The organism is Rhodococcus sp. IEGM 1330 (assembly GCF_033142445.1).
Classification (GTDB): Bacteria; Actinomycetota; Actinomycetes; order Mycobacteriales; family Mycobacteriaceae; genus Rhodococcoides.
On sequence record NZ_JAWLSB010000013.1, the window covers coordinates 13,378 to 39,080 of the forward strand.

General features: G+C 63.3%; 28 protein-coding genes. 16 read left to right on the forward strand and 12 right to left on the reverse strand.

Annotated features, from left to right (window positions below; translation table 11 throughout):
- Positions 1-38: 38 nt before the first annotated feature.
- The 5 genes from R4P57_RS23920 to R4P57_RS23940 all read left to right on the forward strand — a co-directional run bounded on the left by R4P57_RS23920 (position 39) and on the right by R4P57_RS23940 (position 2,865).
- Positions 39-737, forward strand: a complete 699-nt coding sequence (locus R4P57_RS23920; RefSeq protein ID WP_317805362.1) for an SDR family oxidoreductase — start codon at positions 39-41, stop codon at positions 735-737.
- On the forward strand, positions 734-1,306 hold the full coding sequence (locus R4P57_RS23925; protein WP_317805363.1) for an ester cyclase: 573 nt from the start codon (positions 734-736) through the stop codon (positions 1,304-1,306). The genes R4P57_RS23920 and R4P57_RS23925 overlap by 4 nt, the downstream gene beginning before the upstream one ends.
- A gap of 53 nt (positions 1,307-1,359) precedes the next feature.
- On the forward strand, positions 1,360-1,548 hold the full coding sequence (locus R4P57_RS23930) for a hypothetical protein (protein ID WP_317805364.1): 189 nt from the start codon (positions 1,360-1,362) through the stop codon (positions 1,546-1,548).
- A gap of 38 nt (positions 1,549-1,586) precedes the next feature.
- The gene (locus R4P57_RS23935; RefSeq protein ID WP_317805365.1) at positions 1,587-2,471 is read left to right on the forward strand and encodes a LysR family transcriptional regulator; all 885 of its coding nucleotides are present in this window, start codon (positions 1,587-1,589) and stop codon (positions 2,469-2,471) included.
- Between the two features lie 64 nt (positions 2,472-2,535).
- Entirely contained in the window at positions 2,536-2,865 is a 330-nt protein-coding gene (locus tag R4P57_RS23940) for a hypothetical protein (RefSeq protein ID WP_317805366.1), read from the forward strand.
- 61 nt (positions 2,866-2,926) lie between these two features.
- On the opposite strand, the gene R4P57_RS23945 is transcribed toward R4P57_RS23940, so the two are convergent.
- The 3 genes from R4P57_RS23945 to R4P57_RS23955 all read right to left on the reverse strand — a co-directional run bounded on the left by R4P57_RS23945 (position 2,927) and on the right by R4P57_RS23955 (position 4,429).
- Complete coding sequence (locus tag R4P57_RS23945) at positions 2,927-3,295, reverse strand: nuclear transport factor 2 family protein (protein WP_317805367.1); 369 nt, start codon at positions 3,293-3,295, stop codon at positions 2,927-2,929.
- A 38-nt stretch (positions 3,296-3,333) separates the two neighbouring features.
- Entirely contained in the window at positions 3,334-3,750 is a 417-nt protein-coding gene (locus R4P57_RS23950) for a phosphate acetyltransferase (protein ID WP_317805368.1), read from the reverse strand.
- Between the two features lie 205 nt (positions 3,751-3,955).
- A complete protein-coding gene (locus R4P57_RS23955) occupies positions 3,956-4,429 on the reverse strand; it encodes a hypothetical protein (RefSeq protein WP_317805369.1) in 474 nt (157 codons plus the stop codon).
- 144 nt (positions 4,430-4,573) lie between these two features.
- Here R4P57_RS23955 and R4P57_RS23960 point away from each other — a divergent pair, with 144 nt between their 5' ends.
- The gene (locus tag R4P57_RS23960) at positions 4,574-5,011 is read left to right on the forward strand and encodes a hypothetical protein (protein ID WP_317805370.1); all 438 of its coding nucleotides are present in this window, start codon (positions 4,574-4,576) and stop codon (positions 5,009-5,011) included.
- A gap of 19 nt (positions 5,012-5,030) precedes the next feature.
- Here the strand turns inward: R4P57_RS23960 and R4P57_RS23965 are convergent, their stop codons facing one another.
- Genes R4P57_RS23965 through R4P57_RS23975 form a run of 3 tightly spaced genes read right to left on the reverse strand, consistent with a single transcriptional unit; the run spans position 5,031 to position 6,484 of the window.
- Positions 5,031-5,426: a cupin domain-containing protein gene (locus tag R4P57_RS23965; protein WP_411742431.1), complete on the reverse strand. Its 396-nt coding sequence runs from the start codon at positions 5,424-5,426 to the stop codon at positions 5,031-5,033.
- Positions 5,427-5,459: 33 nt separating this feature from the next.
- Positions 5,460-5,945: a YbaK/EbsC family protein gene (locus R4P57_RS23970; RefSeq protein WP_317805372.1), complete on the reverse strand. Its 486-nt coding sequence runs from the start codon at positions 5,943-5,945 to the stop codon at positions 5,460-5,462.
- Complete coding sequence (locus tag R4P57_RS23975) at positions 5,942-6,484, reverse strand: XRE family transcriptional regulator (protein ID WP_317805373.1); 543 nt, start codon at positions 6,482-6,484, stop codon at positions 5,942-5,944. Before R4P57_RS23975 ends, R4P57_RS23970 begins: the two co-directional genes overlap by 4 nt.
- Before the next feature lie 197 nt (positions 6,485-6,681).
- On the opposite strand from R4P57_RS23975, the gene R4P57_RS23980 reads away from it, so the two are divergent.
- The 5 genes from R4P57_RS23980 (at position 6,682) to R4P57_RS24000 (ending at position 15,424) form a co-directional block, all read left to right on the forward strand.
- Positions 6,682-7,590, forward strand: a complete 909-nt coding sequence (locus R4P57_RS23980; protein WP_317805374.1) for a hypothetical protein — start codon at positions 6,682-6,684, stop codon at positions 7,588-7,590.
- 219 nt (positions 7,591-7,809) lie between these two features.
- On the forward strand, positions 7,810-8,985 hold the full coding sequence (locus R4P57_RS23985) for a tyrosine-type recombinase/integrase (RefSeq protein ID WP_317805376.1): 1,176 nt from the start codon (positions 7,810-7,812) through the stop codon (positions 8,983-8,985).
- Between the two features lie 253 nt (positions 8,986-9,238).
- Positions 9,239-10,039, forward strand: a complete 801-nt coding sequence (locus tag R4P57_RS23990) for a hypothetical protein (RefSeq protein ID WP_317805377.1) — start codon at positions 9,239-9,241, stop codon at positions 10,037-10,039.
- 339 nt (positions 10,040-10,378) lie between these two features.
- Complete coding sequence (locus R4P57_RS23995; RefSeq protein ID WP_317805378.1) at positions 10,379-11,107, forward strand: TIGR02391 family protein; 729 nt, start codon at positions 10,379-10,381, stop codon at positions 11,105-11,107.
- A 141-nt stretch (positions 11,108-11,248) separates the two neighbouring features.
- A complete protein-coding gene (locus tag R4P57_RS24000; RefSeq protein ID WP_317805379.1) occupies positions 11,249-15,424 on the forward strand; it encodes an ATP-binding protein in 4,176 nt (1,391 codons plus the stop codon).
- 503 nt (positions 15,425-15,927) lie between these two features.
- Here R4P57_RS24000 and R4P57_RS24005 read toward each other — a convergent pair.
- From R4P57_RS24005 to R4P57_RS24020, 4 genes are read right to left on the reverse strand one after another with little or no spacing between them, the layout of a single operon-like run.
- The gene (locus R4P57_RS24005; protein ID WP_317805380.1) at positions 15,928-16,959 is read right to left on the reverse strand and encodes an ABC transporter ATP-binding protein; all 1,032 of its coding nucleotides are present in this window, start codon (positions 16,957-16,959) and stop codon (positions 15,928-15,930) included.
- Complete coding sequence (locus R4P57_RS24010) at positions 16,956-17,744, reverse strand: ABC transporter permease (RefSeq protein WP_317805382.1); 789 nt, start codon at positions 17,742-17,744, stop codon at positions 16,956-16,958. The genes R4P57_RS24005 and R4P57_RS24010 overlap by 4 nt, the downstream gene beginning before the upstream one ends.
- Positions 17,741-18,580: an ABC transporter permease gene (locus tag R4P57_RS24015; protein WP_317805383.1), complete on the reverse strand. Its 840-nt coding sequence runs from the start codon at positions 18,578-18,580 to the stop codon at positions 17,741-17,743. The genes R4P57_RS24010 and R4P57_RS24015 overlap by 4 nt, the downstream gene beginning before the upstream one ends.
- The gene (locus R4P57_RS24020; RefSeq protein WP_317805384.1) at positions 18,577-19,788 is read right to left on the reverse strand and encodes an ABC transporter substrate-binding protein; all 1,212 of its coding nucleotides are present in this window, start codon (positions 19,786-19,788) and stop codon (positions 18,577-18,579) included. Before R4P57_RS24020 ends, R4P57_RS24015 begins: the two co-directional genes overlap by 4 nt.
- 168 nt (positions 19,789-19,956) lie before the next feature.
- Here R4P57_RS24020 and R4P57_RS24025 point away from each other — a divergent pair, with 168 nt between their 5' ends.
- Both R4P57_RS24025 and R4P57_RS24030 read left to right on the forward strand, forming a co-directional pair.
- Positions 19,957-20,625 (forward strand): TVP38/TMEM64 family protein, encoded by a 669-nt coding sequence (locus R4P57_RS24025; protein WP_317805385.1) that lies wholly within the window; start codon positions 19,957-19,959, stop codon positions 20,623-20,625.
- Positions 20,622-21,233 carry a CDP-alcohol phosphatidyltransferase family protein gene (locus R4P57_RS24030; protein ID WP_317805386.1) on the forward strand — a complete coding sequence of 204 codons (612 nt, stop codon included), beginning with the start codon at positions 20,622-20,624 and terminating at the stop codon, positions 21,231-21,233. Before R4P57_RS24025 ends, R4P57_RS24030 begins: the two co-directional genes overlap by 4 nt.
- On the opposite strand, the gene R4P57_RS24035 is transcribed toward R4P57_RS24030, so the two are convergent.
- Complete coding sequence (locus tag R4P57_RS24035; protein WP_317805387.1) at positions 21,205-22,671, reverse strand: dihydrolipoyl dehydrogenase family protein; 1,467 nt, start codon at positions 22,669-22,671, stop codon at positions 21,205-21,207. The genes R4P57_RS24030 and R4P57_RS24035 overlap by 29 nt on opposite strands.
- Positions 22,672-22,706: 35 nt before the next feature.
- Between R4P57_RS24035 and R4P57_RS24040 the strand changes: the two genes are divergently transcribed.
- The 3 genes from R4P57_RS24040 to R4P57_RS24050 all read left to right on the forward strand — a co-directional run bounded on the left by R4P57_RS24040 (position 22,707) and on the right by R4P57_RS24050 (position 24,949).
- Positions 22,707-23,357 carry a class I SAM-dependent methyltransferase gene (locus tag R4P57_RS24040; RefSeq protein ID WP_317805388.1) on the forward strand — a complete coding sequence of 217 codons (651 nt, stop codon included), beginning with the start codon at positions 22,707-22,709 and terminating at the stop codon, positions 23,355-23,357.
- A gap of 74 nt (positions 23,358-23,431) precedes the next feature.
- The gene (locus R4P57_RS24045; RefSeq protein ID WP_317805389.1) at positions 23,432-24,298 is read left to right on the forward strand and encodes an alpha/beta hydrolase; all 867 of its coding nucleotides are present in this window, start codon (positions 23,432-23,434) and stop codon (positions 24,296-24,298) included.
- A 33-nt stretch (positions 24,299-24,331) separates the two neighbouring features.
- Positions 24,332-24,949, forward strand: coding sequence for a dihydrofolate reductase family protein (locus R4P57_RS24050; protein WP_317805390.1), 618 nt, complete (start codon positions 24,332-24,334; stop codon positions 24,947-24,949).
- A gap of 14 nt (positions 24,950-24,963) precedes the next feature.
- Here R4P57_RS24050 and R4P57_RS24055 read toward each other — a convergent pair whose 3' ends face one another.
- A complete protein-coding gene (locus tag R4P57_RS24055) occupies positions 24,964-25,686 on the reverse strand; it encodes a hypothetical protein (RefSeq protein ID WP_317805391.1) in 723 nt (240 codons plus the stop codon).
- Positions 25,687-25,703 lie beyond the last annotated feature (17 nt).

Consider the following 25,703-nt stretch of genomic DNA (forward strand, 5'->3'; position numbering starts at 1 on the left):
ACTGAATTGAAACGCACACCCAACGAAAGGATCACCCAATGCGCGTACTTCTGGTCAGTGGAGCCTCGGGAATCGGACGGTCGATCGCGTCGGCTGTTCTCGATCGCGGCGGCGAGGTCATCCTCGCTGGGCGACACAGTGATTCACTCGATGCTGCAGTCTCGGAGCTGGGTCCGGGGGCGAGTGCGGTGACAATCGATCTCGGGGACGAGTCATCCATTGCGCTAGCTGCCACGTCGGTCGGCGCGGTGGACCACGTCGTCAGTCTCGCAGCAGATCACGCGAACGGGCCCATCACGGAACTGGACGCGGGTGCCATACGAAATGCATTCGACGCCAAAGTGATCGGGCCGATCCTATTGGCCAAGCACTTCTCGCCGCAGGTTCGCGAGGGAGGTTCGTTCCTGTTCTTCTCCGGCGTCGCCGCCTGGAAACCAGCACCCGGCCTGTCGGTGATGGCGACGACGAACGGCGCGGTGGCGTTCCTGACCGAGGCGCTCGCGGTCGAACTTGCACCCGTCCGCGTCAACGCCCTGTCACCCGGGATCGTGGATTCGGGGGCCTGGGACTCGATGGGACAGGAGAAGGACGCACTGTTCGCGAATACGGCGCGCACCAACCCCGCCCGCAGAGTCGGTCGACCGTCCGACATCGCCGCCGCTGCAGTGTCTTTGCTGACGAACACCTTCGTCACCGGCGTCACCCTGCACGTCGACGGGGGAGGGCGGTTGGCATGAAACTCCTCACGGCAATGGCTGCACTGGTGTTCGTGACGCTGCCACTGGTGGCGTGTTCCACCGGCACCATGACCACCGATCAGCCGCTGGTGGATTCTGCGGCCGACCTGGTCGCGCCGGGCACGGTGAACGTCGGCGACGCACCGGTTACCGACCGAACCCGCGAGGTCGTTCGTATCGCGCAGACGCTGTACACGTTCTGGAACACCGGCGACACCGCGTACCTCGACCGAGCAGTGGACCCCGGCTTCGTCGACAACACTCTGCCGCCGGGACGCCCGCAGGGCCCGGCCGGACCCGTCGCGGCGTCGGACACGTTCCGCGATGCGGTTCCCGACCTGACGTGCGAGCTCGCCGATCTGTACGTCACCGGCGACACCTTCACCGCACGGTTGATCTTCCGGGGTCATTTCACCGGCACGTACGACGGCCGCACCGGAACCGGACAAACGATCGACTTCGGTGCGATCGACATCCAGCACGTGGGCGATGCTCGCATCGACGCGGACTGGCACCTCGAAGACAACCTCACCTTCCTCCAACAAGCCGAACTTGTCGCGGTCGGCTGACCGAATCGAGCCCGCCACCGTCGCACAACATTTCTCGCGAAAGGAATTGACACATGAACATCGACCCGAGGATCAGAATGACTGCAGGCATCGTCATGGCTGCGATCTCGTACGTCGTCGCCGCCACGAACTTCATCGACGGAGACATCCGGTCCGGCGTGATCCTCACGCTGATCGGCATCTTCTTCAGCACAGTGCTCGTGCAGACGACAAGCCGCTACCTGAAGAGGGATTCCAGCTAGAGGCGCGCCGAACTCTCGACGTCACATACTCTCGACCGATGCCGACCCTGCGAGCCCTCGAATGCTTCGTCGCCGTCGTGGACGCCGGTTCCGTCACCGCGGGGGCAGCGCAGTTGCATCTCTCGCAACCCGCATTGTCTCACCAGCTGGCGTCGTTGGAAACCGAAATCGGCACCCCGCTGCTGGAACGGCTCCCGCGCGGGGTGCGGCCGACCCCGACCGGTCGCGCGTTGCTCGACGATGCGCGAGCCACACTGTCGGCTGCCGACCGCATCGTGCAGACCGGACGAGCGTTGGCGGAGGGACGTCAAGGCCGACTGCGACTGGCGTGCGCCGAAAGCATGACCGTCCCACTCCTCGCGCCCACGCTACGAAAATGGACGAGAAAGTACCCCCACATCGGACTGGACCTGACCGAGTTCACCAGTGCGGACGCGATGGCGGACGCACTCTCCAACGGCGACATCGACCTCGCAGTCGGTCCGGCCTCGACGCAGTTCACCGGCGTGACCCACGAGATCGGAACGGAAGACGTCGTCGCGGTGATCCCGGAGGGGCTCGATCTCGCCGACAAGCCTGCTATCCGATGGACCGATCTCGCAGGCAGACCGATCGTGCACTACCACCCGTCGAACGGTCTACGCGGGTGGTTCGACTCCGTCGCGACAGCCCACGGCGTCGAGCTCGATGCTGTCACCCGTACCCGAAACGCCACCACGGCAGCTCAACTCGCCCACGCAGGCCTCGGAATCGCCCTCGTTCCGACCACCGCACTGCCCGCGCGGTTCGCCGGCATCGTCACCCCGCTGCGGCCACCGCTGCAACGATCGGTCGTCGTGATGGTCGGAACGCAGACAGACGCACTGACCCGCCGGTTCGTCGACGACCTGGTGGCGCGGGGAATGGGAGCACGGCGCAGCTGACCCCGCGCGCCGATGTCTCCTTGGCCGGCGCCGAGTACTCATCGGACATCCGCGGGGTGTGCTCATGGCCGTGCGGTGGGCACGCAGTGTGGTGAATCGATGCGGTGGCGTCCGGGAGCTGGCGGTCGCGTTCGCTCGCCGTCAGGTCCGCCCGATGACGTTCGTCGTTCACCGGTTCATGGATGCCGAAAATGTACTACCTGCGTGGACGATGATGCAGTCCGGTGAGACGGCAACGGAGCCGGTGCTGCTCGAAGCGCAGGAGAGATTGGCGGCGTGTACGTATTCGATGGCGCATCCGGAGACCGGGGAACTGGTACCGGACTGTGTGCAGCACACGGGTCTGGATCCGGGGAGAATCAGGAACTGCGAAAGCTGCTTCCGCTACTCGTGACGGGTTCGAGGACCACCGGGTGCTGTAGGTGACGCCCGCACCAGTTAGCTAGGCAGCGCAGTCAGGAGTTGACAGGTGAGTCTTGACTGAACTTGTTCTGCCAACGGCCATCTCGTTGGAGCCAGAGCGAGCTGATGAACATCGCCTCGCCCACGCTGCGATGGGGCCGCTGGTAGTCGGCGCGATAGCAGAGCATCACCGCATCCCCAGAAACTTCGAATAGTTTCGCTTCCGAGATCGAGTAGGACGCGATGCTGGGCCCGTCGGCCAGTTGGTGTGCGTGGTCTGCCCTATTGGCGAAACCGGTGGGATACACCCCGACGAAGTCGGCAGACAGTAGTTCGAGATCGGCGTCTGCGTCGCCGTTGGCCAGCGCGTCCCAGACGCGAGACTCAAGATTGATGAAAAACTGGATTCGGAGATCGTGCATCGGGTGAGTATGGCAGCGTCAACGGCGAGCCTCCTGAGCTAGGCGAGACCTGTTGCTGTAGCGAGGTATTCGCGGGCATCTCGTAGCGTGCTCGCCACCCCGCGTCCGGCCACGGCGCGGTAGCGGCTGAGCTGATCGTCGTCCAGGGCGGCGAGGACGGCGGTGTCGTCCACGTGCATCCAACCCTGGTTGCGTACCAACTCGTGGATGCGCTTGCCGTGCAGTGCAGAAATGCCCTCGACCCGAATGCCCAGGGGATCAGTAGAGGCCCCGAGGTAATAGGCCTTCTTGCTGGTGTGGCCGGCTTTGACCTTTTCTCGAAGCCGGAACACCGCGTCCGCTGCGGCATCGACAGCAGAATTCTGCTCATCGGAACCGGGCTCGGCATCGGTCAGTCGCTGCAGCTCGGCGTCCAATTTGCCGAGCAGGGTGCCGAGATACTCGAGATCGCTCATCGGCTCAATGATGCCTCATCGAACGACGATCGAGTCAATCGTGCGTCCTTCCAGGAATCGGTCCGTGCCGGTTGGCGTCGATGTCGCGGACGATCGCTTCGCTTCTCGTCGATGTCGCGGACGATCGCTTCGCTTCTCGTCGATGTCGCGGACGATCGCTTCGCTTCTCGTCGATGTCGCCCAGCTGGAACGCCGCTGGCATCGCTCAGGGAACGACGAATCTCACCGTATTCGCCAGGGGGTCGAGGTACGTCGTGCTCACGGCATTGGTAGCGACAGTCATCGAGCCTCCGCCCGATGCCATCGGGAACGTGATTTCCCCGTTCAAGGGCTCGAAAGCACGCGAGGCGAAGGGGAGCAGGATCAATCGTGAGCCGCCCTCGCCGTTCGCTCCGGCGGCAGACCAGTAGTTCACGAATATCGCATTGTGGCATTCACCGGTGAAGAACGGCAGCCAGGAGACTCTGACCGTGACGCGTCCTGGATTGTCATGCGGCGTGAGGACGGCACCCGTCAGCTGTCCGCTGCACGGAACCGAAAAGTTCTCTCCCAGTGAATAAGCCACTGGAAGTGGAGTGAACTCGGCGTGATGCGCGTGAGCCGCGGCCGGCGCGCTTACGGTCGCCGCAACGGCCGCCCCAGCGATGACCATCGATCTCGTTATGGCTCTTCTGATCATGAGCGTGGACTTTACAGGCCAGGTAAATCGGGCGCTTTGAAAACGACGGATACGAGAAGCGTTGTGCGTAGCAAATACTCGTTCGACGGGACAGTATCGTGGCACCGTCTGTAACGCGCTGGGCCGCGCAGCCGACGAAGTGGCATGAAACTCGATCGGCTCGCTTACTTCTCTGCCGTTGCCGCCAACTGCATCGGCCTAGCATTGGTCGCCGCGCCCACAGCGTCGGCCGACGTTGTCGAACTCGACATTCTGCCTGGGCTCAGCTTCGGGCCGACCACGCCGTACGGCGTCGGATGCACGTATGTAGCGGTCGCGCGGACCGACGGCCTGAACGAACCCCGGACGGACATCGCGGCAATCGGGTACGACTCGATCATGCCGATCGAGGAATTCGCGTGGCAGTTCGACCCGTACTTCAGTATCCCGGCCGTTCTCGGTCACAAGATCACGCTGTGGACTCCCCTCACCGCAGGGGAGCACTCACTCATGGCATACCAGACTTCGGCCGGCGGGCCCATCACAACAGTGACAGTGAACCCCGCAACGCCGCTGGGGCCGATTTGCCTTGTAGCGCCATAGAGTTGACGGCAATCGCCGCCTAGTGGTCGAGCTCGTATAGTTGCGCGGTGCGGTTGCCACCCGCGTCGCCGGTGTTTGCGGTCCCTTGTCGCTCGAACAGAATCGCGTGTACCTCACCGTCGGATTTCGGGCAGTGCTCGACACCTTTCGGGACAACGAAGACGTCGTTGGAGCGGAGGACGACGTCTCGATCGCGGAGTTGGATTGTCAGCTCGCCGTGAACGACCATGAAGAGTTCGTCGGTGTCGGGGTGTGTGTGCCAGACGAACTCGCCCTGTAGCTTGACCACCTTGACGTCGTAATCGTTGACGGACGTGAGCCGGTGTGGCTGCCAATGTTCGGACACTGTGGAGAGTGCACTGTCGACGTTACGGACGTTGTCGTCCGCAACTCGGGGCCTGCGGTCATCGTTCAACGTATTCTCTCTTCTGTCGAGATTCGTGTTGTCTCAGTCGCTCGAAACGACGACGCATCTGCCGTTCGTCAGGGCCATCAAGTCGGCGAACGTCAGTGACATGACGGTGTGAGGAGTTCCAGCCGCGGCCCAGATCCTCGGATGCTGTTGCAGTGCTTGGTCGATCACGGTTCGGATCGGTTCGGGGTGCCCCGTCGGGGCGACACCGCCGATCGCCTGGCCTGTCAGTGAGCGAACCTGCTTCGCCGATGCAAGCCGTAGGTGCTCGACCCCAAGCGTCGCACCGAGAATCCCTGTATCGACGCGGTGTCGGCCACTGGTCATTACGAGAACGGGTTCGTCGTCGGCGAAGAACAGCAGACTGCTCGCGATGGCTCCCACCTCGCATTCCAGTGCGTCTGCCGCCTCGGCTGCCGTCCGCGCCGAGGCAGGCAGCACGTGGATCGACGTTGCTATCTCGGCTGCCGCTAGATGTTGCTCGACGATACGACTGCGCTCGGGCAATGGAGTTTCGCTCACGGGTGGTTCCCTTCTTCCTTCCGGTTCGGTCGAGGCAGCGGGTAATGCATCAGAATCAGGACGGTGGCAGTGTCTCCGACCGCCCGGAACAGGTGAGGGCGATCGCCTGGGTAAGAGTGGCTTTCACCTGCAGCAATTTCCCTGATTCCGTCACCGACCATCACCCGGCCGTCGACGACGGTCACTGTCTCTTCGACGCCGATCGCGTGGGGGTCCGAATGCTGGACGGTTTCGCCGATCGTCGCTCGGTAGACCTCTGTCAGGTGCAGGCCTGCCTCGAATCTATCCAACAGAATTGCGTGGACTGAGTCGCCGTGAAGTTCCGAGGCCTTGCCTGTGCGGCCGGGCAGGACTGCACCCAGCGGGGCCTCCAGTGCGCGGGTGAGTGCGAACAGGGTGTCCAAACGTGCTCCGCGACGGCCGTTCTCGAGTTCGGAGATCGTCCCCTTGCCGACTCCGCTCCGACGAGCGAGTTCGGACAGCGAACAGTCTCGCTCGACCCGTAGAGCCCGTAGACGTTTCCCGATGCCGTCGTCCATGATGTCCTATCGTTCTGTTTACAGAACGACCATAGCGTGGTTTCATGACGTGTCAAGACGCGCAGCGTGTCCATCGGGTTGCGGTCCAGTGGTTGCCGATGCTTTGCCGACGACGGCCGGTTCATGGCACTGCAATTGATGGGGAGGTTGTTCCGTTGCACGACATGTGGATTGAGCGCTTCAGGCGACGGCTCTCGATGGGGAACAGACGACCCCTTCTACTGATCGTGGTGGCCGTGGTCATGCAGGCCTTTGTCCAGGGCGTGATGACCGAGAGTGTCAATACTTCTGGCAGCGTGGTCTTTTCGACCCTGGCGTTCGCAACCGCTGCCGCAGTGTTCGGGCTCATCGACAGGCTGCGAGTGAGCGATCGCGCACCTGTGTCCCGTGAGGTGCGGCTGTCGATGATCTGGATGAATGTTGCTACCGCAGTGACCTTTCTCAGCTTCTACGTTTCTATCAGTCTCATTCCCGCCTCGACGACGAGTTCTATCGAATCGGCGGTGGGGCCGGCCGCGTTGATAGTGATTGCACTGGCGGTACTTCGGCGCCGGGAATGGCGTGGAAATTTCGAGCTTCTCTTGGTCGCAGCCATGATGGTCATCGGCATGCTTCTCGCTGGCCGGACTTGGCAGGTGTCCGACCCCAGCGTCGGCTCCGCAGAGACCGTCGCCGGACTGCTTCTGGCTGCCACCGCGGGCATCGGCATGGCGGTGGTCGTGTTGCTGTCGAAGAACCTCGGCAGGAAGCGAATCAGTCCAGTGTGGGTCACCGCCCACCGATTCCATCTCACCTACGTTGCAGCAGGAATGACGTTGTTGTTCAGCGGTGCTCGAATGCCCGACGCGGTGGAAGTGGCGATGCTGTTCGTGTTCGGCATTCTCGCCGTCGTCATCCCGCTGTTCTTGCTGCAGGTCGGAGTTCAACGCGCAGAGCCCTTACCGGCAATCGCGACCATCGCACTGTTGCCCGGACTGACGTGGTTGACGCAGTTGGCAGCGGGCCAATCGCCGGACATCGCGTCGCTGATTCTCATCTTGGCGGTGGTGACCGCTTCGGTCGCCTTCACTGCACGATCGGCGGCGCGGGTTCGGGCAACGAGCTGAATTAAGCTGCGACGCAGCAAATTCGAGAACAAGGCGGATTGGCCGAAGCACCGTTGGGTGTGCGGACTGTTCGGTAGCGGCGAAAGGGCCGCCATGCACAGCGGTGTTCGTCGGTTCTCGGCGTCGTAAATTGCATTTTCCGCACCGTCACTGCCAAAACGCCAGTTCAGAACATTTTTGCTCCGCAGACGTGTCGGTGAGCTGCGCTAGGCTGCCCATATGGACTTCCGACCAGGCCGCGCACCTGCGAGAGCCACCGCTGCGGGCATTGCCGACGCGGGCAGACCGGCCGCTGTCGAGCCGGAGATCCCGCCCGCCGTCGCGATGCGCATCGCGGCCGCCGTGCAGTCCTCACGCTCGGAGGGAACCCGGAAGACGTATGCGGCCGCGTGGAGACGCTTCACCAGCTGGTGCGAGTCGAATGGTCACGTGACGCTTCCGGCGCACCCGATCACCGTTGCCGCCTATCTGGTTGACGCCGCCGACACCCGAACCGAATCGGGGGAGCGGGCCTACGCCGTTGCTACCTTCGGTACCTGGATCGCGGCGATCAACCACCAGCACCGCACCACCGGGCAACTGTCGCCGTCAGCGCACGAACTGGTGGCCGCGACGCTGTCCGGGATTCGGCGGGAGTATGCCGCTGCAGGGGATAGGCCCCGCACCCCGCGCGATCCGCTGCTGGTCGACGACATCAAACTTCTAGTCGAGACGGCACGGCAGCGGGGCCGGGGTTGGGCCGACGAAGTCCTCGAACGCCGGGATTCGGCAATTCTGCTGCTCGGGTTCGCCGGCGCATTCCGCCGCAGCGAACTCTCCGACCTGCTGTGCGGGGACGTCAGCGTGCATCGGCGCGACGGACTCCACGTTCGCCTACGTAAGTCGAAGACCGACCAACAGGGCAGGGGAGCTGTGAAAGCCCTGCCATACACAGAATCCAACGAGACCTGCTCGCCGTGCGCCTACGTCCGCTGGGTACAAGTCGTCGCGGCATTCGACGTCGGCGGCCGCTCATCTGTAATCCGCCTACTGCGGAAGCGGGATCCATTCACCGACCACGTGTGCCGCGGGGGAGTGCCGCGCACCGCCGCACGAGCACCGTTGTTCCGGGCCGTCGCGAAGAACGGCAACCTCGGTGCCACCGCACTGTCCGGTGCCGCGATCCACCAGACCATCCGCCGCCGCGCCGAACACGCAGGCTTCGACCCCACCGCTCTCGCCAAGCTCGGCGGACACTCGCTCCGCGCAGGGTTCGTCACTCAAGGCACCCGCAACGGCGCCGACGGATCCGCCATCGCCCGGCAGACCGGGCACGCAAGCCTCGACTCCGTGGAGGTGTACCGCCGAGAACACGCACCGCTTGTTGGTAACGCCGTGACTGACATCGGGTTGTAGCGCAGAAGTTGAGGGACTTGCCTTCGACGGCCGGTGAACCCGTCAAGAAGTCGAGCTCTTACGTCGGACTTTGATCGATCTGAGCCGCGACTAGCGCTTGGTGTTGATGTGCGGTGTTCGCCAATGAACTAGATGCGGTGAGAGGTGCCGGCTATCTTGCTCCGGGGCCAACAGCCCAGCTCGCCACAGTGCAGAAGATCCAATGGCCGACTCCAACGAATGTCGGAACAGCCAGGAATGAAAGGATATCGGAGTGGCAAACCGTAAACAGGACGATCCGATTAAGCCGGAACGTCGACTAGAGATGTTTGTCCTACGCGCGCGCAGAATTACCGAGCACCCATTGGTATTGCACCACCGGGATCTGATGGAATCGCTTTACAAAGGCGAGCTCAAACTGGTCGTGAACGTGGACAAGACCACAGGAGCTGTAATAAGCGCCGAGCAATCCGTCAGCTTTCCGCCCGAGGAATTGATGGATTCGCTCGCAGCCAGGGTCCGGCCTCTGTTGCTCGAACGGGAGCCAGTGCACTTTCCGCGGGTGCTTGACGCGCTAAGCGAGCTCGTTCAGCCCGAACTGATTGCGAACGCCCACGCAGAACACAGTGACCGCGACGTGCAGTGGTGGCGAGACCGTTGGGACCACGTAGCAAGCAGGACGGGCGATCCGCAGGGATGGGCTTTGCAGCTATCTGATGGAACCCTCGTAACGGACAGGCGACTGGCAGATCGCTGGTTGTACAGCGACTTGGTTCACGCCGATCCGATCGAGCCTGCCTTCGACGAGATCTCCTTCGAGGACCGATTTCGAGCTGGTTGCGAAGTGGTGTCGCGGATTTGTTCCGTCGTTGATTACTTCTTGCAGCTTGTCACTTTCCTCTACGAGCAAGGCGTCCTGGCTATTCAGGATCGGGTTTTCACCAGCCGAGTTGTCCTTGCTGAAACAGAACGAAAGCAGGCCGTTACGGTACGGACCGCTCCCGTCGGCACGAGTTTGGACACCGGCCCCTGGCCCTTGTTCAACCCGGCATTGCTCGGACCAGAGACGGAGTAGGTCTTGCTGTCCACCGCTGCAGTCCCTGGACACGCGCGTTTTCGTCCTCGCGAAACGGAACTTCTGAAGTGAAATTGTCTAAAAGCACGCTGCCGCGAACAGGGCGCGAGATTTGCCGACATGATTTGGTTGTCTCCTCGATATGGACTGCCGAGCCTTGTTCTTCCTGGCAGTGCGCTGGTAGGAGGGTCGACCTGTACTTGGATTTGCTCTCTACGGCTGGCGGCCTGGTCGGTTCATTGCCTAAGTTTCCATCGGACGTCGCGTCGTTGACCATGTTTGAGAACAAGTCCGGCGCGGCCGCTGGCGGTGCCGTCTCTGAGCCAGCAGAATGAGAACATGGCTAAGCTGGATCCGGATTGGGCAATTGGCGAAATAGACGAGTTCTTACACGTCACGGATCAGATATCTCCGAATACCAGCCCAGGAGGGGTCTTTTTCCTGGGATTGGTCATGCGAGGAACCGAGACCGACGCTTCGGCACGCGCCCACGTGGTCGAGCAAATAATAGACCGCGTCTTGCCAGGATGGCGCAAGAATCGTCCTGCGACCGATGAGAGCTACCGGTGGCTTCGGGACCAAGCATCGCGCGCCAAAACAGCTCTCCTAAGGTCTACCGAGTTGGCCGAAAAGCTTGGTGACAACGCCCCAGATATGGATGCAGCGAACCTTCATCCCTGGGCGTGGGATAACGGCAGGAGTTTTTGGAACACAGGCCACTTTCACCAGGCAGTGATGCAGGCAGCCATCCGTATCAACGCCGAGACGCAAGCCAAGTTGGGGCGCATGGAGGTTTCCGAGACCGCACTGTTCAATGAAGCGTTTTCGCTCAACGAAGCAAAACCCGAGGTGCCTCGGCTACGCCTGATGCAGAACGACAACAGCAAAACCTACGAGAACTTGCATCGCGGAGCGCGGTCGTTCGCGGAAGGGCTGTACGCGGCGATCCGGAACCCCGGAATGCACTCGCCGAGCGAGGGTGGGCAAGAGCAGTTGGCGCTGGAGCAGCTGGCAGCGTTCAGTCTGTTGGCGCGATGGGTGGACCAGGCAATCGTCGTGAGATCTTGAATCGGCCCTCTCGAAAATACTGATTGTCATCGCGGTCTCTGAGATGGGCCGGGGCTCGACGAGTTGTCTGTTGTTCTCCATAGTCAGATAGACGGTTCCCCGTACGGACCCTTTCGGGTGCACACTGCTGAAGGATAAGACTTGAACATTCCCGATATCGACTTCTCGTACATCCGGTCGACAGGGCCCGCCGGGCAGAGGGGCGGGTTCGAGCAGTTCATCTGTCAGCAGGTTGCGCAAGAGTCGCCGGCGATCGATGCGAAGTTCGTGTCGCTTCATGGTCACGGTGGTGACGGTGGCGTCGAATGCTACTGGACTCTCCCCAATGGTGATGAGCACGGGTGGCAGGCGAAGTACTGGACGAACCATAAAGAGGTCGACAAGGCCCAGCTCGACAAGTCCGTGAAGTCAGCGCTGAACCAGCATCCAAAACTGGCGAAGTACTCCATCGCAATTCCAACGGACCCGACCGGCCCCACCGGCGGCCGCGGGAAGTCCTTGCTGGAGAAAATCACGCGCGCTGGTGGGTGGCTCGAAGGTTGGCAGAAGATGGCCACCACTCTTGGCCGGACAGTCACGTTCGAAATCGACTGGGAAACCCACATCGTAGATCGTCTCAACCGACTCGATACCTCCGGTACCCAGCGGAGGTACTGGTTCGATGTCGACGTCCTCAACGAACAATGGTGGCAAGACCGTGAAAGGGATGCGGTTAGCGCCGCGCGGCCCCGGTACATGCCTGAGTTGAACATCGACGTGCCGGCCGCCCGGTCCATCGCGGCGCTCTGCTCCGATGACGAATGGTGGCAGCTAGTCCTCGACCAAGCCGAGCAGATCACCAAAGCAGCCGAGAGCCTCGACTACGCAGACAACGACGTGATGGCAGCAGACCTGAACGTTGCCCGTCGCGCAGCCCAGGTAGCCACGGCTGCAATCACCGCTTGGCAATCCTCCCGAACTGCAACCGGACCGAGCGACGTCGAACAATTGCTCAAAGACGCGACGGCTGCAGTCGCGGAACAGGAAGCGATTGAGGCCGAGGCGCTGACCGATCTGCACGGCGACTGGGACAGTCCAGGCTGGCGGCAATGGCAGAGCGAATATATGGTGCAGTTTCCCGCGTCCGCCGTCGACTCACTCCGAGAACTCGGACAGAAACTCGACGCCGTGACCCGGCTTGTCGGCAGCTCCGAAGGCAAGCTCGCCGGTACGCAGGTCGCTCTCATGACCGGCCCCGCCGGAATAGGCAAGACCTACCTAGCTATCGATGCCGTCGTTCGCCGCCTCACCAAGGGCCGGCCCAGCGTCATGATGCATGGCCGCTGGTTCAACAGCCAGGAACCGCTCGCACACCTACGCGAAGTCCTCCATATGCCGCGCGACTTGACCGGCGAGGAGACCATCGCGCTCCTCGACGAGTGCGCCCGTTCCGCAGGCGCGCCAACCCTGCTCGTCATCGACGCACTCAACGACACCCGACCACGGTCTTTGTGGCGCGATAATCTCGACCGAATCGTCACCATCCTCGGTCGTTACCCCAACGTCCGACTCCTTCTGACCGCTCGCACCCATTACGTTGCCCAAGTCCTGCCGTCCGGGATGCATCTGGAACGGTTCGAGCACACCGGGTTCGAGGGCGTTGAGTTCGAAGCGGTCAGTGAGTACGCAGGGTTTTACGGCCTGGAGCCTCCTACGTCTCCGCCCATTCACGGTGAGTTCGACAACCCTCTGTATCTGCGCCTGGTGTGCGAGGCGCTTCAGGCCAACAGCAGACTGTCGCTGGACCAGGCTGATATGGGCCTCGACGAGCTAACGAAAATGATTCTCGGTAACGCCAACAATGTTGTCAGTGATCGCATAGATGCCTCCCCGTCCGACCTAGTTGTCAACCGCGCCATGCATGTTCTTGCGACCGCGATTGCCGACGCGGGCGGGTATCCGCTCACCCGCCCCGCGGCTCAGGCAATGCTGACTTCGATCTGGTCCGACATCAGCGCTGAGAAGTCACTGCTAGACGCGTTGATCGCACAAGGTCTCGTAGAGGAGGACGTGATCCCAGACGGAAGCCCGTACGGCACCGACATTGTCGCCATCACATTCGAACGCATCGGCCACCACCTCATCGTGTCCGATGCGCTGCGGACGGTCACCGATATCGGTGGTGTCAAGGCGCAGTTTACAGGCCGTCTTGGAAAGCTCATCGGACTCCGCGGCACCATCGACCTCGGCATCCTCGAAGCAACTTCCGTCGTCCTGGCCGCCCGACTCGGGATCGAACTCACCGAACTTCAAGACGAGATCAGCGATGACGACGCACTCGCCGCCGCAGTTGTCGCGGGGATTGGATGGCGCTCCAGCACCGGCATGACTGGCAAAACTATCGATATCGTTCTCGACGCTCTCGAACGCGAGCCCACCTTCAAGGCTGCTCTGACAATGCTGTTCCGCCTCGCTGCCCGACCCAAGCACCCGATGAATGCCGACTTCCTCCATGACTTCCTCAGTCGACTCAACATGGGTGAACGCGACAGTTTTCTGGCCACCTGGCTGCATGTCACCCATGCAACTAACGGAGCCGTAGACCGCCTGATCCGTTGGGCACAAGAGAAACCGCTTGACGAGGTCGGCGCAGAGACCACCCGCCTGTGGACTACCGCCCTGTTGTGGACCACCAGCGCCACCGACCGCCGCGTCCGCGAACCCGCAACGGTCGCAGCAGCACGCCTACTTGCTCGCCACCCGAGCCAAGCGGCGAAATTGTTGCGACAATTTGCCACGGTCAATGACGAGTGGGTGATCGAGCGAGCCCTAGTGGTCGCTTACGCCGCCCTGTTGGCGAACGGACTTACTGCTGAGTGGGAAGCCGCTGCCGAGATCGTGCAGAATCGCTTTTTCGCACGCCCAGCAGACCTCACACCGAATGCGGCCGTTCGCGACGCTGCCCGCAGCATTCTCGAAGCCGCGGCAGACCGGGGTGCACTACCCGCCGGAGTCACCGTCGACAAGTTCCGACCGCCGTACACAAGCCACTGGCCACTCGACTGGCCCACTGAAGCCGACATAGAACCGTACAACAATGCGGACCACCCCAAGCTCGTGCGGTCAACCACCGACGACGACTTCCGCCACTACTACATCGAATACGAACTGAGCGGCAGGCCAGGAGTCGACGTCCCCGCCGGAGCCAGGTGGGTCGTCACAGAGGTCATCCGCCTCGGCTATCGACCGGAACTGCACCGACTGTTCGATGGGTATGTCGTCGCCAAATACGGTGGCGGGCGAGGCAAACCAAAATGGATCGAGCGCATCGGTAAGAAATACCAATGGATTGCGCTCAACCGACTCATCGGTCACCTCTCCGACCATGCTTCGAAAACTCCCGGGAAGTGGGACCCACCACCACCATCTGTACCCGGCCCGGCGACCACGATCTCTCGACAAATAGACCCGACCGTTGTCGAGTTCACCCCAGCCAACGACAATCCACGCCCCTGGGTGCCCGCGTACGACTTTTCAACTGCAGCCGGAAAAACTGACTCACAATGGGTCGCTGACGATTCCGACATACCCTCGATCGACATCACCAACGCCGGTTTCGGCGAGCGCCCATTCATCGTCTTATCAGGTACTTACGAGTGGAAGGACGTGGGTGACCACGGAAGACGGTCCCGTGGAATGTGGGCCCACCTGTATCCCCACATTGTCGCCACGACCGATCTTTCAGCAGCAGTCGCAGAACTTGAGGGCAACGACCTGACCGGTGGCCATGACATCTCGATGCCGCGAAGTATCACGTATGGATTCGTCGGGGAGTTTCCCTATGGACACCACTACGGTGCAAACATTCACACAATCATGAATGAGCCCATCCGTCCGCCGAATGTCACCGTTCAACCCGCTTCCTGGCACATCTTGGGCGAATACGAATACGCCACTGGAGACCACGAAACAATCTCAATCGACGCGCCCGCCCCTGAATTTTTTGGGCCCGCCCCCGGCAACCTCCGCTGGAACGGTCGTGACGGCTGGACTGACACCGCCACAGGCCAACTCGTGGCTGTTCTGCGCCACACCGTCAACGCTGCACGAAACGAACTACTCATCGAACGTGCTTGGCTCGATACCTGGCTCACTACTCACCAAAAATCTCTGATCTGGATCGAGAACACCGGCCGAGATGTGCTGCGCGACAGCCGCACACGTAAATCGACTCACCCAGGCGAGCTCACACGCTCTCTAGTCCACTCTTGGACGCCCGGATCAGCGATCCAGTCCGCCTCGCCGGGTTGGAACCGCATCCCCGCACGCGGCGAGTGATCAGACGGAGTTTCCACAGCAGTTTGAGCTGGTGAAGGGAATCGTCCGCGGGGAAAACGGATCCAGTCCGAACCCAGCGGACGTTTCCTTGCTCGGTCCGAACAGGAAGGATCGCCATCGGCGATGCGATGGGGCTGTCTCAGAACGACATTGCCGATCTCACCGGTTGCGACAAGTCGGCCCTATCATGCGAGCTCGGTAGCAGGTACTGATCGGTGTCTGCGAGCGGCGAGCCGAGACACGCGCACGCCAACCCGGGACTGCGAAGCTAGCGGATCCAAACAGCGAACTCCGCGCGGAAGTTGGTAGACGTCTCCGCCGGAAATGACATCAGGAAAACAGCTGGTGCTGTTGTCTCGACTACCGCATCGTCAAGACATGTTGACGGTGCGGTAACTGTAGTTTGCGCACCGTCTTGGGATTCGCCGTGCGGTTCACGTCGCTTGACCTCATTCAACCTGGATAATTGCTGCGTTGTGTCCCGCACGGGAAACGTCACCACCTCAACGTCCAACTACAAATTTCGCCTCAACAGGAACGTCTAACGCAACAACGTCTCCCACCGCCAACGAGGACCCCGCCGCCAGCTCCACCTTCACCACCGTCGACTCCACGCTCACGTCCGCGATACTACGAAAGCCCGTCGGCCGCAGTGCCGACACCACACCTCGGATACTGCCGTCCCCCAACCGAATCAGCTCGTGCCGCAGCAACAACACGGCAGGCCCGGCAGGCAGAGAAACCCCGTCGACCTCCAACTCCCCGAGCTCGGAGCGATGCACCCCAACCCCGTCCCACTGACCCTCGATTTCGTTCATCCCACCCATCAGTCGCGACACCGCCAGCATGCTCGGACGTGTGTAGGCCGTCGCGATATCGGAGTGATGCTCGAGCCGGCCGTCGATGAGCACCGCCACGGAATCGGCCAGCACGGCCGCTTCCTGCTGATCGTGGGTGACGAGCAGAAGCGTCTGATCCAAGGACGAGCGCAATTCGCGAACAAGATCGTGCATCTCTGTGCGCAACACCGGATCGAGCGCACTGAAGGGCTCGTCCAACAACAACACTCGCGGTGAACCCGCAAGCGAACGCGCCAACGCGACCCGTTGCGCTTGCCCACCCGATACCTCGGACACCGCACGATCGCCGATGTCACCGAGATGCACCAGATCGAGGTACTCCCGGGCACGTTCGCGCGACCGCTTGCGACTCTCCCCGGCAGCGCGGTAGGCGAAGCCGATGTTGTCCAGTACCGACATGTGCGGGAACAGCATCGGACGCTGGAACACCATGCCCACCCCGCGCTTCTCGGCCGCAACACCATTCACCTCGCGGCCATCGATGCGCACCGTGCCGGAAGTGGGTGAATCCAGTCCCGCGATGAGCCGCAGCGCCGTACTCTTACCCGAGCCCGAGGGTCCGAGAATCGCCGTACACGAACCCGGCGGCACGGTGAGATCCACCGAATCCAGAGCTGCAACCGATTGACCGGCATGCACTTTGGTGAGTCCGTGAACGGACAGTTCGACGCTCATCGCGCACTCCTACGACGTAGCCGAGCGAGCATGAGCACCAACAACAACGGCGGCACCACGGCAGCGACCGACAGTGCAGCCACCACCGAATCGTTGCCGGTGCCTGCAGCGAACGAGGCGACGAGAATGGGCACGGTGACCAGTCTGCCTCCACCGATCAGGAGCGTGATCACGTAGTCGCTCCACGCCACGAGGAACGCGAGCAACGCCGCCCCCGCCAACGCCGGAGCCAGCAGGGGAATGCGAATCCGTCGCAGCACCATGGCCCTCGACGCGCCGAGCGTTCGCGCTTCTTCCTCGTACCCGATGTCGTACGCGCCGAATGCCACTCGCATCAGATACGTCGTGTACGGAATGGCCGCAACGGTCAGCAGTGCGATCACCGCCACCGTGCTCGGAATGCGCGAGCGCAGCACCAGAACATCGAGTCCCAACGCCACGGCAAACGGGGGCAGGGCCAGCGGAGCGAAGAGAACGCCGGCCACCAAAGCGGGGAAACGCACGGTACCGTTCACCAGGGCGCGAGCCGCCAACGCGCCCAATGGTGTTGCGATGATCGCGACGGCGAGAGCGAGCAGAGTAGACCGCACGAACGCATCGACGCCCCCGGCGTCGAGAGCACTCCGGACCCCGTCGAATCCCCACTCCTGGGGAACCGAGCCGGGGAACGACCAACGATTGTTGATGGCCCACAAGACAACCGGAACAAGCGGCAACAAGAACCACAGGACCAGCACGGCCCGGCCGAACGCTGGAAAGGCCCGAGTCACTTCCACCTTGTTCATTTCCACGCTGCCGATCTGCGCAGATAGTGCAGTGCCACCGCGGCCACGACTACCGTCAGCGCGGTCGCAATCGTCGCGGCAGCGGCGGCCTGCGGACGCGTCTGAAGATCGATCGAGGTGAACAGGCGAATCGCCATCACCGACAACGGCTCCGGATACGGTCGACCCAGAATGCGAGCCACCTCGTACGAGCCGACGGTGTAGGCGAACGCGATGGCCGCCGACGCAATCAGCGCGGGCCGCGCCAACGGCAGCGTGACCAGTCGCAGCCGAGCCCACCGGCCGGCACCAAGGGTCGCGGCCGTCTCGTCGAACGCGGCTACCCGGGTGGCGAGCGTGCCCGCCACGACGACGGCCACGAAAGCCGATTCCTTCCAGGCGTATTCGGCGACAACGGCGATCCACCACTTCCCACCGACCAACTCCGGCCAGCCGCCGTCGGTCATGCCGAGAATGCGGGGCAGCATCCCTGAATCTGCCAACAGCAATGCCATCGCCGCGGCACCGATCAGGTGGGGAACCGTGACGGTCAACCCGGCAGCGACCAACGCGGCGCGTCCACCCGACAAGGCCGTCAACGCCGCCGCGAGCCCGATCACCGTGGCCAACGCGGTCGAGACGATGGCAATCGACAGCGTCAGCATTACCGAGCGCCACAGGTCACCGCCCAGCGCGGAGTATGCGTCGACCGACAATTCGGGGGTTCCGACCAATGGCATCAGACCCAGGCTCTGCAGCACCACGGTTCCCAGACCGCCGCCGACGACCATAACGACCAAGACGACGGCGGGGAGTACCGCCGCCGTGCCGCGAAAGCTCTTCGTGGACGCGCTCACTGCCCGGCGAGCACGCTTCGTCGCCAACCCTCGTCGAGTGGCGACACCCAGTCGGCCGAGAGCTCGGGGTGAGCATTGGCCGACAGCTCGTCATAGGAGGGGACGACATCCGACGGTGCCAGACCGTCGAAACGCGCCCGAACATCGGCAGGCACCTTGTCGAGATCGAGCACGGTGAACTGACCCCACACGTCCGGCGTCGACGTCGCGAGTTGTTGCTCGGGCGACAACGCGAGATTGGCAACCACCTGTGCCGCGGCCGACTTCCCCGACGTCGAGGGAATGGCCAGGAAACTCGCATTCCCGACGGTTCCCTCGTCGAGAGTCAGGACGCGGGTCTCCGGGGGGAAGGTGCCGTCGGCGACGAGCTTCGGGAGGGTCGCGGGACCGTACGTCATGGTCATGTCCACCTGACCGCCGGCGTAGAGGGCGTCGAGCTCGGAGGATGACTGCGGGTACGTCGTTCCCTCACGCCACAGTGACGGTGCGAGCTCGTTGAGCTGGTCGAACAACGCAGGCGAGAGTCGGTCGTAGGACTCCTGATCGAACGCAGCGGGAACCTCACCGACGCCGCCCGAGACGTTGACCAGGGCCTCGCGCACGAACACCGATCCGGTGAAGTCCGGGGGAGCGGGGTAGGTGAAGCGGCCGGGGTTTGCCTTGGCCCAGTCGAGGACGCCCTCGAAGGTGGTCGGCGGGTTCGGGATCGCCGCCGCGTTGTAGACCAACGTGAATTGTGCTTTGAACCAGGGAGATTCGCAGTTCTCGACCGGGGTGCCGAAGTCGTCGAGCAACAGCGGATCCTCGGGATCGGTCAGTTCTATGTTCGGCAGATTCTGCGTCCACCCGCACAGCCACGCCCCGGCTTGCTTACCGGTGCCGAAGTTCGCGCCGTTGACCCACACCAGATCCACTTCGCCGTCGGTGACCCCGGCCTGCCGCTCGGACAGGATGCGGTTGACGGCGTCGGTGGTCGATTCCACCGGCACGCGACGCAGTGTGACGCCCTCCTCGGCCGCCGCGGGGGCGAGCACGTCGTCGACATAGGCATTGCCCTGCTCGTCGCCGCCGTACATCCACAGCGAGACGGTCTGCCCCTGCGCCTGCTGTTCGATCTCGCTCCACGACTGCGCTTCGGCGATCGGCGCTTCCGAGTCCGGCGCAGCGCAGGAGGTCAGCAGCAGCCCTGCGCTCGCCGCAATCGTCACTGCGCACCGTACTGAACGAATCACCGTGGGCCCTCCAGATCAACCGAAGCAGCCGTCGTCGACGCTGCCCTCACCACCGTAATCGGTCGAATGAGACAACCGCTGAACTCGCGGGCACACCGGTCGTGTGCACAATGGATCCTGACCGCCGGACGAGAGGCACACACCGTGACGCAGGACCGCCCGACGCGCAGTCGCCGCGGCACCACCCTGAAATTGCTCGCGGCTGCCGTGGTCGTCGTCGCTGTGGTGATCGTGCTCGGCACCGTCGACCTGCCCGATCCGGCGTTCATCCGTGACCGAGTGGCGTCGGCCGGGCCCTGGGGCATCGCGCTGTTCGTCGTGCTCTACGCCGTCCTGTCGGCCACTCCCTTCCCCGCCAGCACGTTGACCATCGCGTCGGGACTGCTGTTCGGTCTTGCGGTGGGCGCAACCGTCGTGGTGTTCGCCGCCACGATGGGGGCGTATCTCGGGTACTGGGGAGCGCGGGCGCTGGGCCGCGGCCAGGTGGCCCGCACGGAATGGGACAGGCTCCGCCGGCTCGACGCCATGCTCGGACGCCGCGGATTGCTGTCGGTACTGCTCGTGCGTCTGGTGCCGCTGCCGTTCTCCTTGGTCAACTACGCGGCCGGAGTCAGTGCCGTGGGGCAACGTGACTACGTGGTGGGCACCATGATCGGGATCGTGCCCGCGACCGTCGCCTACACCGCGCTCGGTGCGTACGGAACGTCTCCGCTGTCGTGGCCGTTCGCCATCGCATTGCTCGCCGTGCTGGCCATCGCGGCCGGCTCGGCCCTGTTGGCCCGCCGCCTGGGACTCACCGGTGCAGCCGAATGATCGACAGCTTTCTACGCCGCCACCTCGAAGGCCCACTCGATCGCTGTGCCCGCGCCCTCGACCGTCCCTCGATCACGCCGGACCGCATCACCGCCGCCGGACTGGTGCTGGGCCTCGGTAGTGCACTGGCGGCCGGGCTGCAATTCTGGCTGCTCGCGTTCGCGTTGTGGATCGTCTCCCGCATCGCCGACGGCCTGGACGGGCCGCTGGCGCGCAGGCGGGCGACAACAGCCGGTGCCGGCGGATTCTTCGACATCACCGCCGACTTCGTGGTCTACGGCACGACGGTGGTGGGTGTCGCGGTGGGGGCCTCGGCTCAGTACGACGCCCCCTGGTGGCCGTTCCTGCTGGTGCTGTTGGCGTACTACATCAACGGCACTGCGTTTCTGGCATTCTCCTCGATCGCCGAACGCAACGGCCGCACCATCGACGACGGCCGCTCGTTGTCGTTCCTCGGCGGCTTGGCCGAGGGTGCCGAAACCATTGCGGTGCACGGTCTCTGGCTTCTACTGCCGGGTATCTCGTGGCAGGTCGCCGTGGTCTGGGCGGCGGTGGTCGCGGTGAGCTCCGGTCAGCGGATCATCGCTGGGTATCGCGCTCTTTCCTGACGATCCAGGTGCCGCGCACCTTCGCCAGTGCGGCCGTTGCTCGGGAAATCACCGGAGAACCCAACTGCGCCTTCACGTCCGCGATCGCTGCGTTCCATGGCCCGTCGTTGTACGTCGGATACGGGTGCGTGGCTCCGGCGAGGTCGCGGGTACGCAGCCCCTGCTCGATGGCGATGATCAGTTCCCCGATCGTCTCGCCCGCTCGCGGCCCCACCACGCAGGCTCCGAGGATGCGGCGCTTGGCGTCGAGCACGAGCGTCGTCGATCCCTTGGTAGCCCTCTCGGTGACGGCGCGATCGACGTGATGGTGGTCCAGGATCTGCAGTCGAAGCCCACGCTGCCTCGCGGTCCGCACATCGATTCCGGCCGAGGCGATCTCGGGATCGGTGAACGTCACTCGCGGCGTTCCCGTCGTACTCACTGTTCGGTTCAGGCCGAGTACTGCGTTGCTCGCGGCCAGGCTGCCGTGCACACCGGCAGTGTGCGTGAACTGCGGATGGCCGGTGAGATCTCCGGCTGCCCAGATACGGGGATTGGTGGTCCGCAGATGCTCGTCGACTTGAACGAATCCGTTGTCGTTCAACGACACTCCGGCCGATTCCAACCCGAGGGACGTGGTTCGCGGAGTCCTTCCGGTTGCGACGAGTACCCGATCGAAGTCGATCTCTACGCCCGTATCGGTCACGGCCACGCCGTCCTCGATGCGTACGACGGCCGTGGAGGTCAGCACCCGCACGCCCTCGTCGGTCAGTGCCTGCGTCAGTATCGAGGTGGCCGACGCGTCCTCGCGTGGCAGAATCGTGGCCGACCGTCCGACGAGAGTCACGTCCGATCCGAGACGTGAAAATGCCTGCGCCATTTCGCAACCCACCGATCCGGCCCCGACGATCAGCAGTCGCTCCGGCAAGTCCTTCAAATCCCACAGGGTATAGCTGGTCAGGTAGCCCACGTGCTCGATGCCGTCGATCGCCGGCACCGTGGGATGCGCGCCGGTGGTCACGATCGCCTGACCGAAATGCAGTACCCGCGTACCGACGCTCACGGTGTTCGGCCCGGTGAAGACTGCGTCGCCGTGGATCACATGTACTCCGGCCTCAGTCAGGGCCTCCGGTGAATCGATCGGAGCGATCTCGGCTATCGAACTGTGTACGTGCTGCATCACGCGCGCGAAATCGACGCTCGGTGGCTGGGTGACGATGCCGAACCGGGACGCGGATCGAACCGTCTGTGCCACCGAAGCCGCCGCGAGCAGTGCTTTCGACGGCACGCATCCGGTCCACAGGCAGTCGCCGCCGGTGCGGTCCCGCTCGATCAATACGACGCGAACGCCGAAACCCGCCGCGGTCTTCGCTGCCACGATGCCTGCGGTACCGCCGCCCACCACGACCACGTCGGCGCGGTTCTCGGGCACACTCGAAGACGAACGACGAATTCCCATACCTCCCACTATGCCGCGCCTTGGAGAAACCCGAGATGAGACGACCGACCAAGTACACCTTCTCGGCGCGCCTGTACGACGTGATCTCCTTCGAATGGCCGGTGTATCGAGCGGGACGGGAGGCAGCGTTCGAGCTGCTGAATCTGCCTGCTGGAGGCCATGTTCTGGATCTCGGGTGCGGGACGGGGCTGAACTTCGCGGGATTGCAGCGGATGATCGGCCCGACCGGCTCGATCACCGGAATCGACGCCAGCCCGCAGATGCTCGAACAGGCCCGACGGCGAGCCGACCGGGCCGGCTGGACCAACGTCACGCTCGTCGCTGCCGACGCCACCGCCCTCACGCACACGGATCTGCGCGAGCACGCGCCGTTCGACGCGTCGATCAGCACCTACGCTCTCTCGCTGATGACGCCGTGGCGGGCCGCTCTCGAATCGATGATCGCGAGCACTCGCGAGGGCGGAGTGGCGGCCGTCGTCGACATGCAGCGGCCCGTCGGACGCGCGGCGGTATGGACTCCGCTGGCGAAACTCGCGTGCCGACTCGGAGGGGCGGACATCGAGGCCCATCCCTGGACGGCGATGACTCCACTGCTGCGCGATCTGTCGACTCGCGCCGCCCGCGGCGGTCACATCCAGATTCGCGTCGGGACTGTCGGCTCTCGCCCAGCAGAGCCGAGTTCGTAACCGACGCACGCCTGTCGTTGCGACCAGGCGAGTCTTGCCGGTGAGTTTTCGCTCGGTCCGAGGTCCACACGAGCATGACGACAAAGACAGTTTCCGTGCCCGGTGCGACCCTGACCTATGACGTGATCGGCGAGGTCGAGCCCGGGGTCACGCCCTTGGTGCTCATCGGCTCACCGATGGATGCGAGCGGGTTCGGTACGTTGGCATCGCACTTCCGCGACCGGGTGGTCGTCACGTACGACCCGAGAAATGTCGGTCGCAGTCGACGCGACGACACGACCGCCGCAGTCACCTTCGGCGAACATGCCGACGACCTGCATGCAGTGCTCACCGCCGTCGGTCATGGTCCCGTCGATGTGTTCGCCTCGAGCGGGGGTGCGGTCAATGCACTGGTGCTCGTCAGCAGATACCCGTCCGACGTCCGGACGTTGGTGGCCCACGAACCACCCGCCGGAGGCACGCTTCCTGACCAGGAGAACATTGCGACAGTGTGCGCACACATGGTGGCCACGTACGACGCCCACGGCCGCGGCCCGGCGATGGCCGAATTCATGTCGCTGCTGATGCACGCAGGCCCCATCGACGACGCGTTCTTTGCTCGCCCGGCACCGGACCCGGCGCAGTTCGGTCTCCCGACCGAGGACGACGGAACCCGCGACGATGCCCTGATGTCCAATATGCGTGGGGGCGGAGTGGATTTCGCACCGGACGTCGATGCGATACGTGCAGCACCCACCACCGTGGTGATCGGAGTAGGTGAAGAATCCGGCGGCCCCGAGGACGGTCACATCGCGGCTCGGGCAGCGTATTCGACTGCGGCGCTGCTCGGATCGGAGCCGATCGTCTTTCCCGGCGGCCACGCGGGCTTCCTCGGCGGCGAATTCGGTCAGACCGGAAAGCCGGCAGAATTTGCCGATAGATTACGGAAAGTATTGAGTTGAAATAGCTTTCGTCCTACAGAACCAGGAGCAATCATGGGCCTCATCACGTTGGAGCTGTTCGCCACTCTCGACCTCGTCGCACAATCACCCGGAAGCCCGGAAGAAGATCCCGAGGACTTCCCCTACGGTGGCTGGCAAGCTCCTCTGCTCGACCAGGTCTCCGGTGCGCAAGTTGCCGCCGCATACGAGGGCACGGATGCGCTCCTGCTCGGGCGGCGCACGTACGACATCTTCGCTGCGTACTGGCCGAACCAACACGATTCGTTTGCAACGTTGTTCAACACGATCCCGAAATACGTGGCCTCGCGCGGCACACCCGATCTGATGTGGGACGGTTCGACCCAACTCGGACCGGATCTTGTCGATGCGGTGCGTGAGATCCGAGAGAGGCACGACCACATCAAGGTCGTCGGAAGCCTCGATCTGGTTCAGACTCTGTTGCGCGAGAGGCTCTTCGATCGACTCGATCTATGGGTGCATCCCATCGTTCTCGGAGTGGGGAAGAGAGTGTTTGCCGACGGCACCGTGCCCAGCAACCTGACGTTGCTCGAGCCACCGGCCGTCGGCGGCAAAGGCACCGTCTACCTGCGTTACGGCCTCGACGCCGGAACCCCGGACGTCGGCAACATGGACGACGTGCGAGGCGGCTGATCCGGCCGTCCACATTACTTCTTCTGGCGTCGGCTACCGCCGTGCCAGTCCTGCTGCACGCCCGCTTCGTCTTCCTGAACGCCGAGGGCCTTCAGTTGGGGGAGCTCACGCAGGCTGCGCTTCATCTCGGCGAAGCCGGGGAATCGAGCGAGTCCGATCACGTTGTCCCACAGCGGCACTGCTTCTTCGTCGCTGGGGAGCCTGCTGATCACGGGCCCGAAGAAGGCGACGCCGTCCGGCGGTTCGAAGGCAATGATGGGCGTGCCGACGTCCTTGCCGGTCAGCGACAGCGCATAATCGGTTTCGGCTCGGATCTCCTCGTCGAGAGACGAATCATCGAGTGCTGCAGTGTGATGTGTGGGCAACCCGAGTTCTTCGAGGATCGGCCCGAGGAATGCCGCGGTGCCGCGATGTCCGTGGCTCGCAGCGTCGTCGGGCACCATCTCGGTGTCGAAGATGTGCGTTCCGAGGGCCTCGTATAGTGGCCCGATCGCGGCCGACCCATGCTCACGACGAACAGAGGCCGCAGCCCGCAACAGTCGTAGGCCCGCGGTGTGGCCGGCCTCGTACTCGGGTGGAAAGTGCGCGTCGTAGTCGATGTGGGAATTGAGCAGGCGCAGCGAGATGAACCGCCAGTCGACGGTGTACTCGCGCTGGGCTTGGACCTTGCGGACCCATTTGCTGGTCATCCAGGCGAACGGGCACACCGGATCGAAATAGAAATCGATATCGGCCATCGAGTGGACGCTCCTTC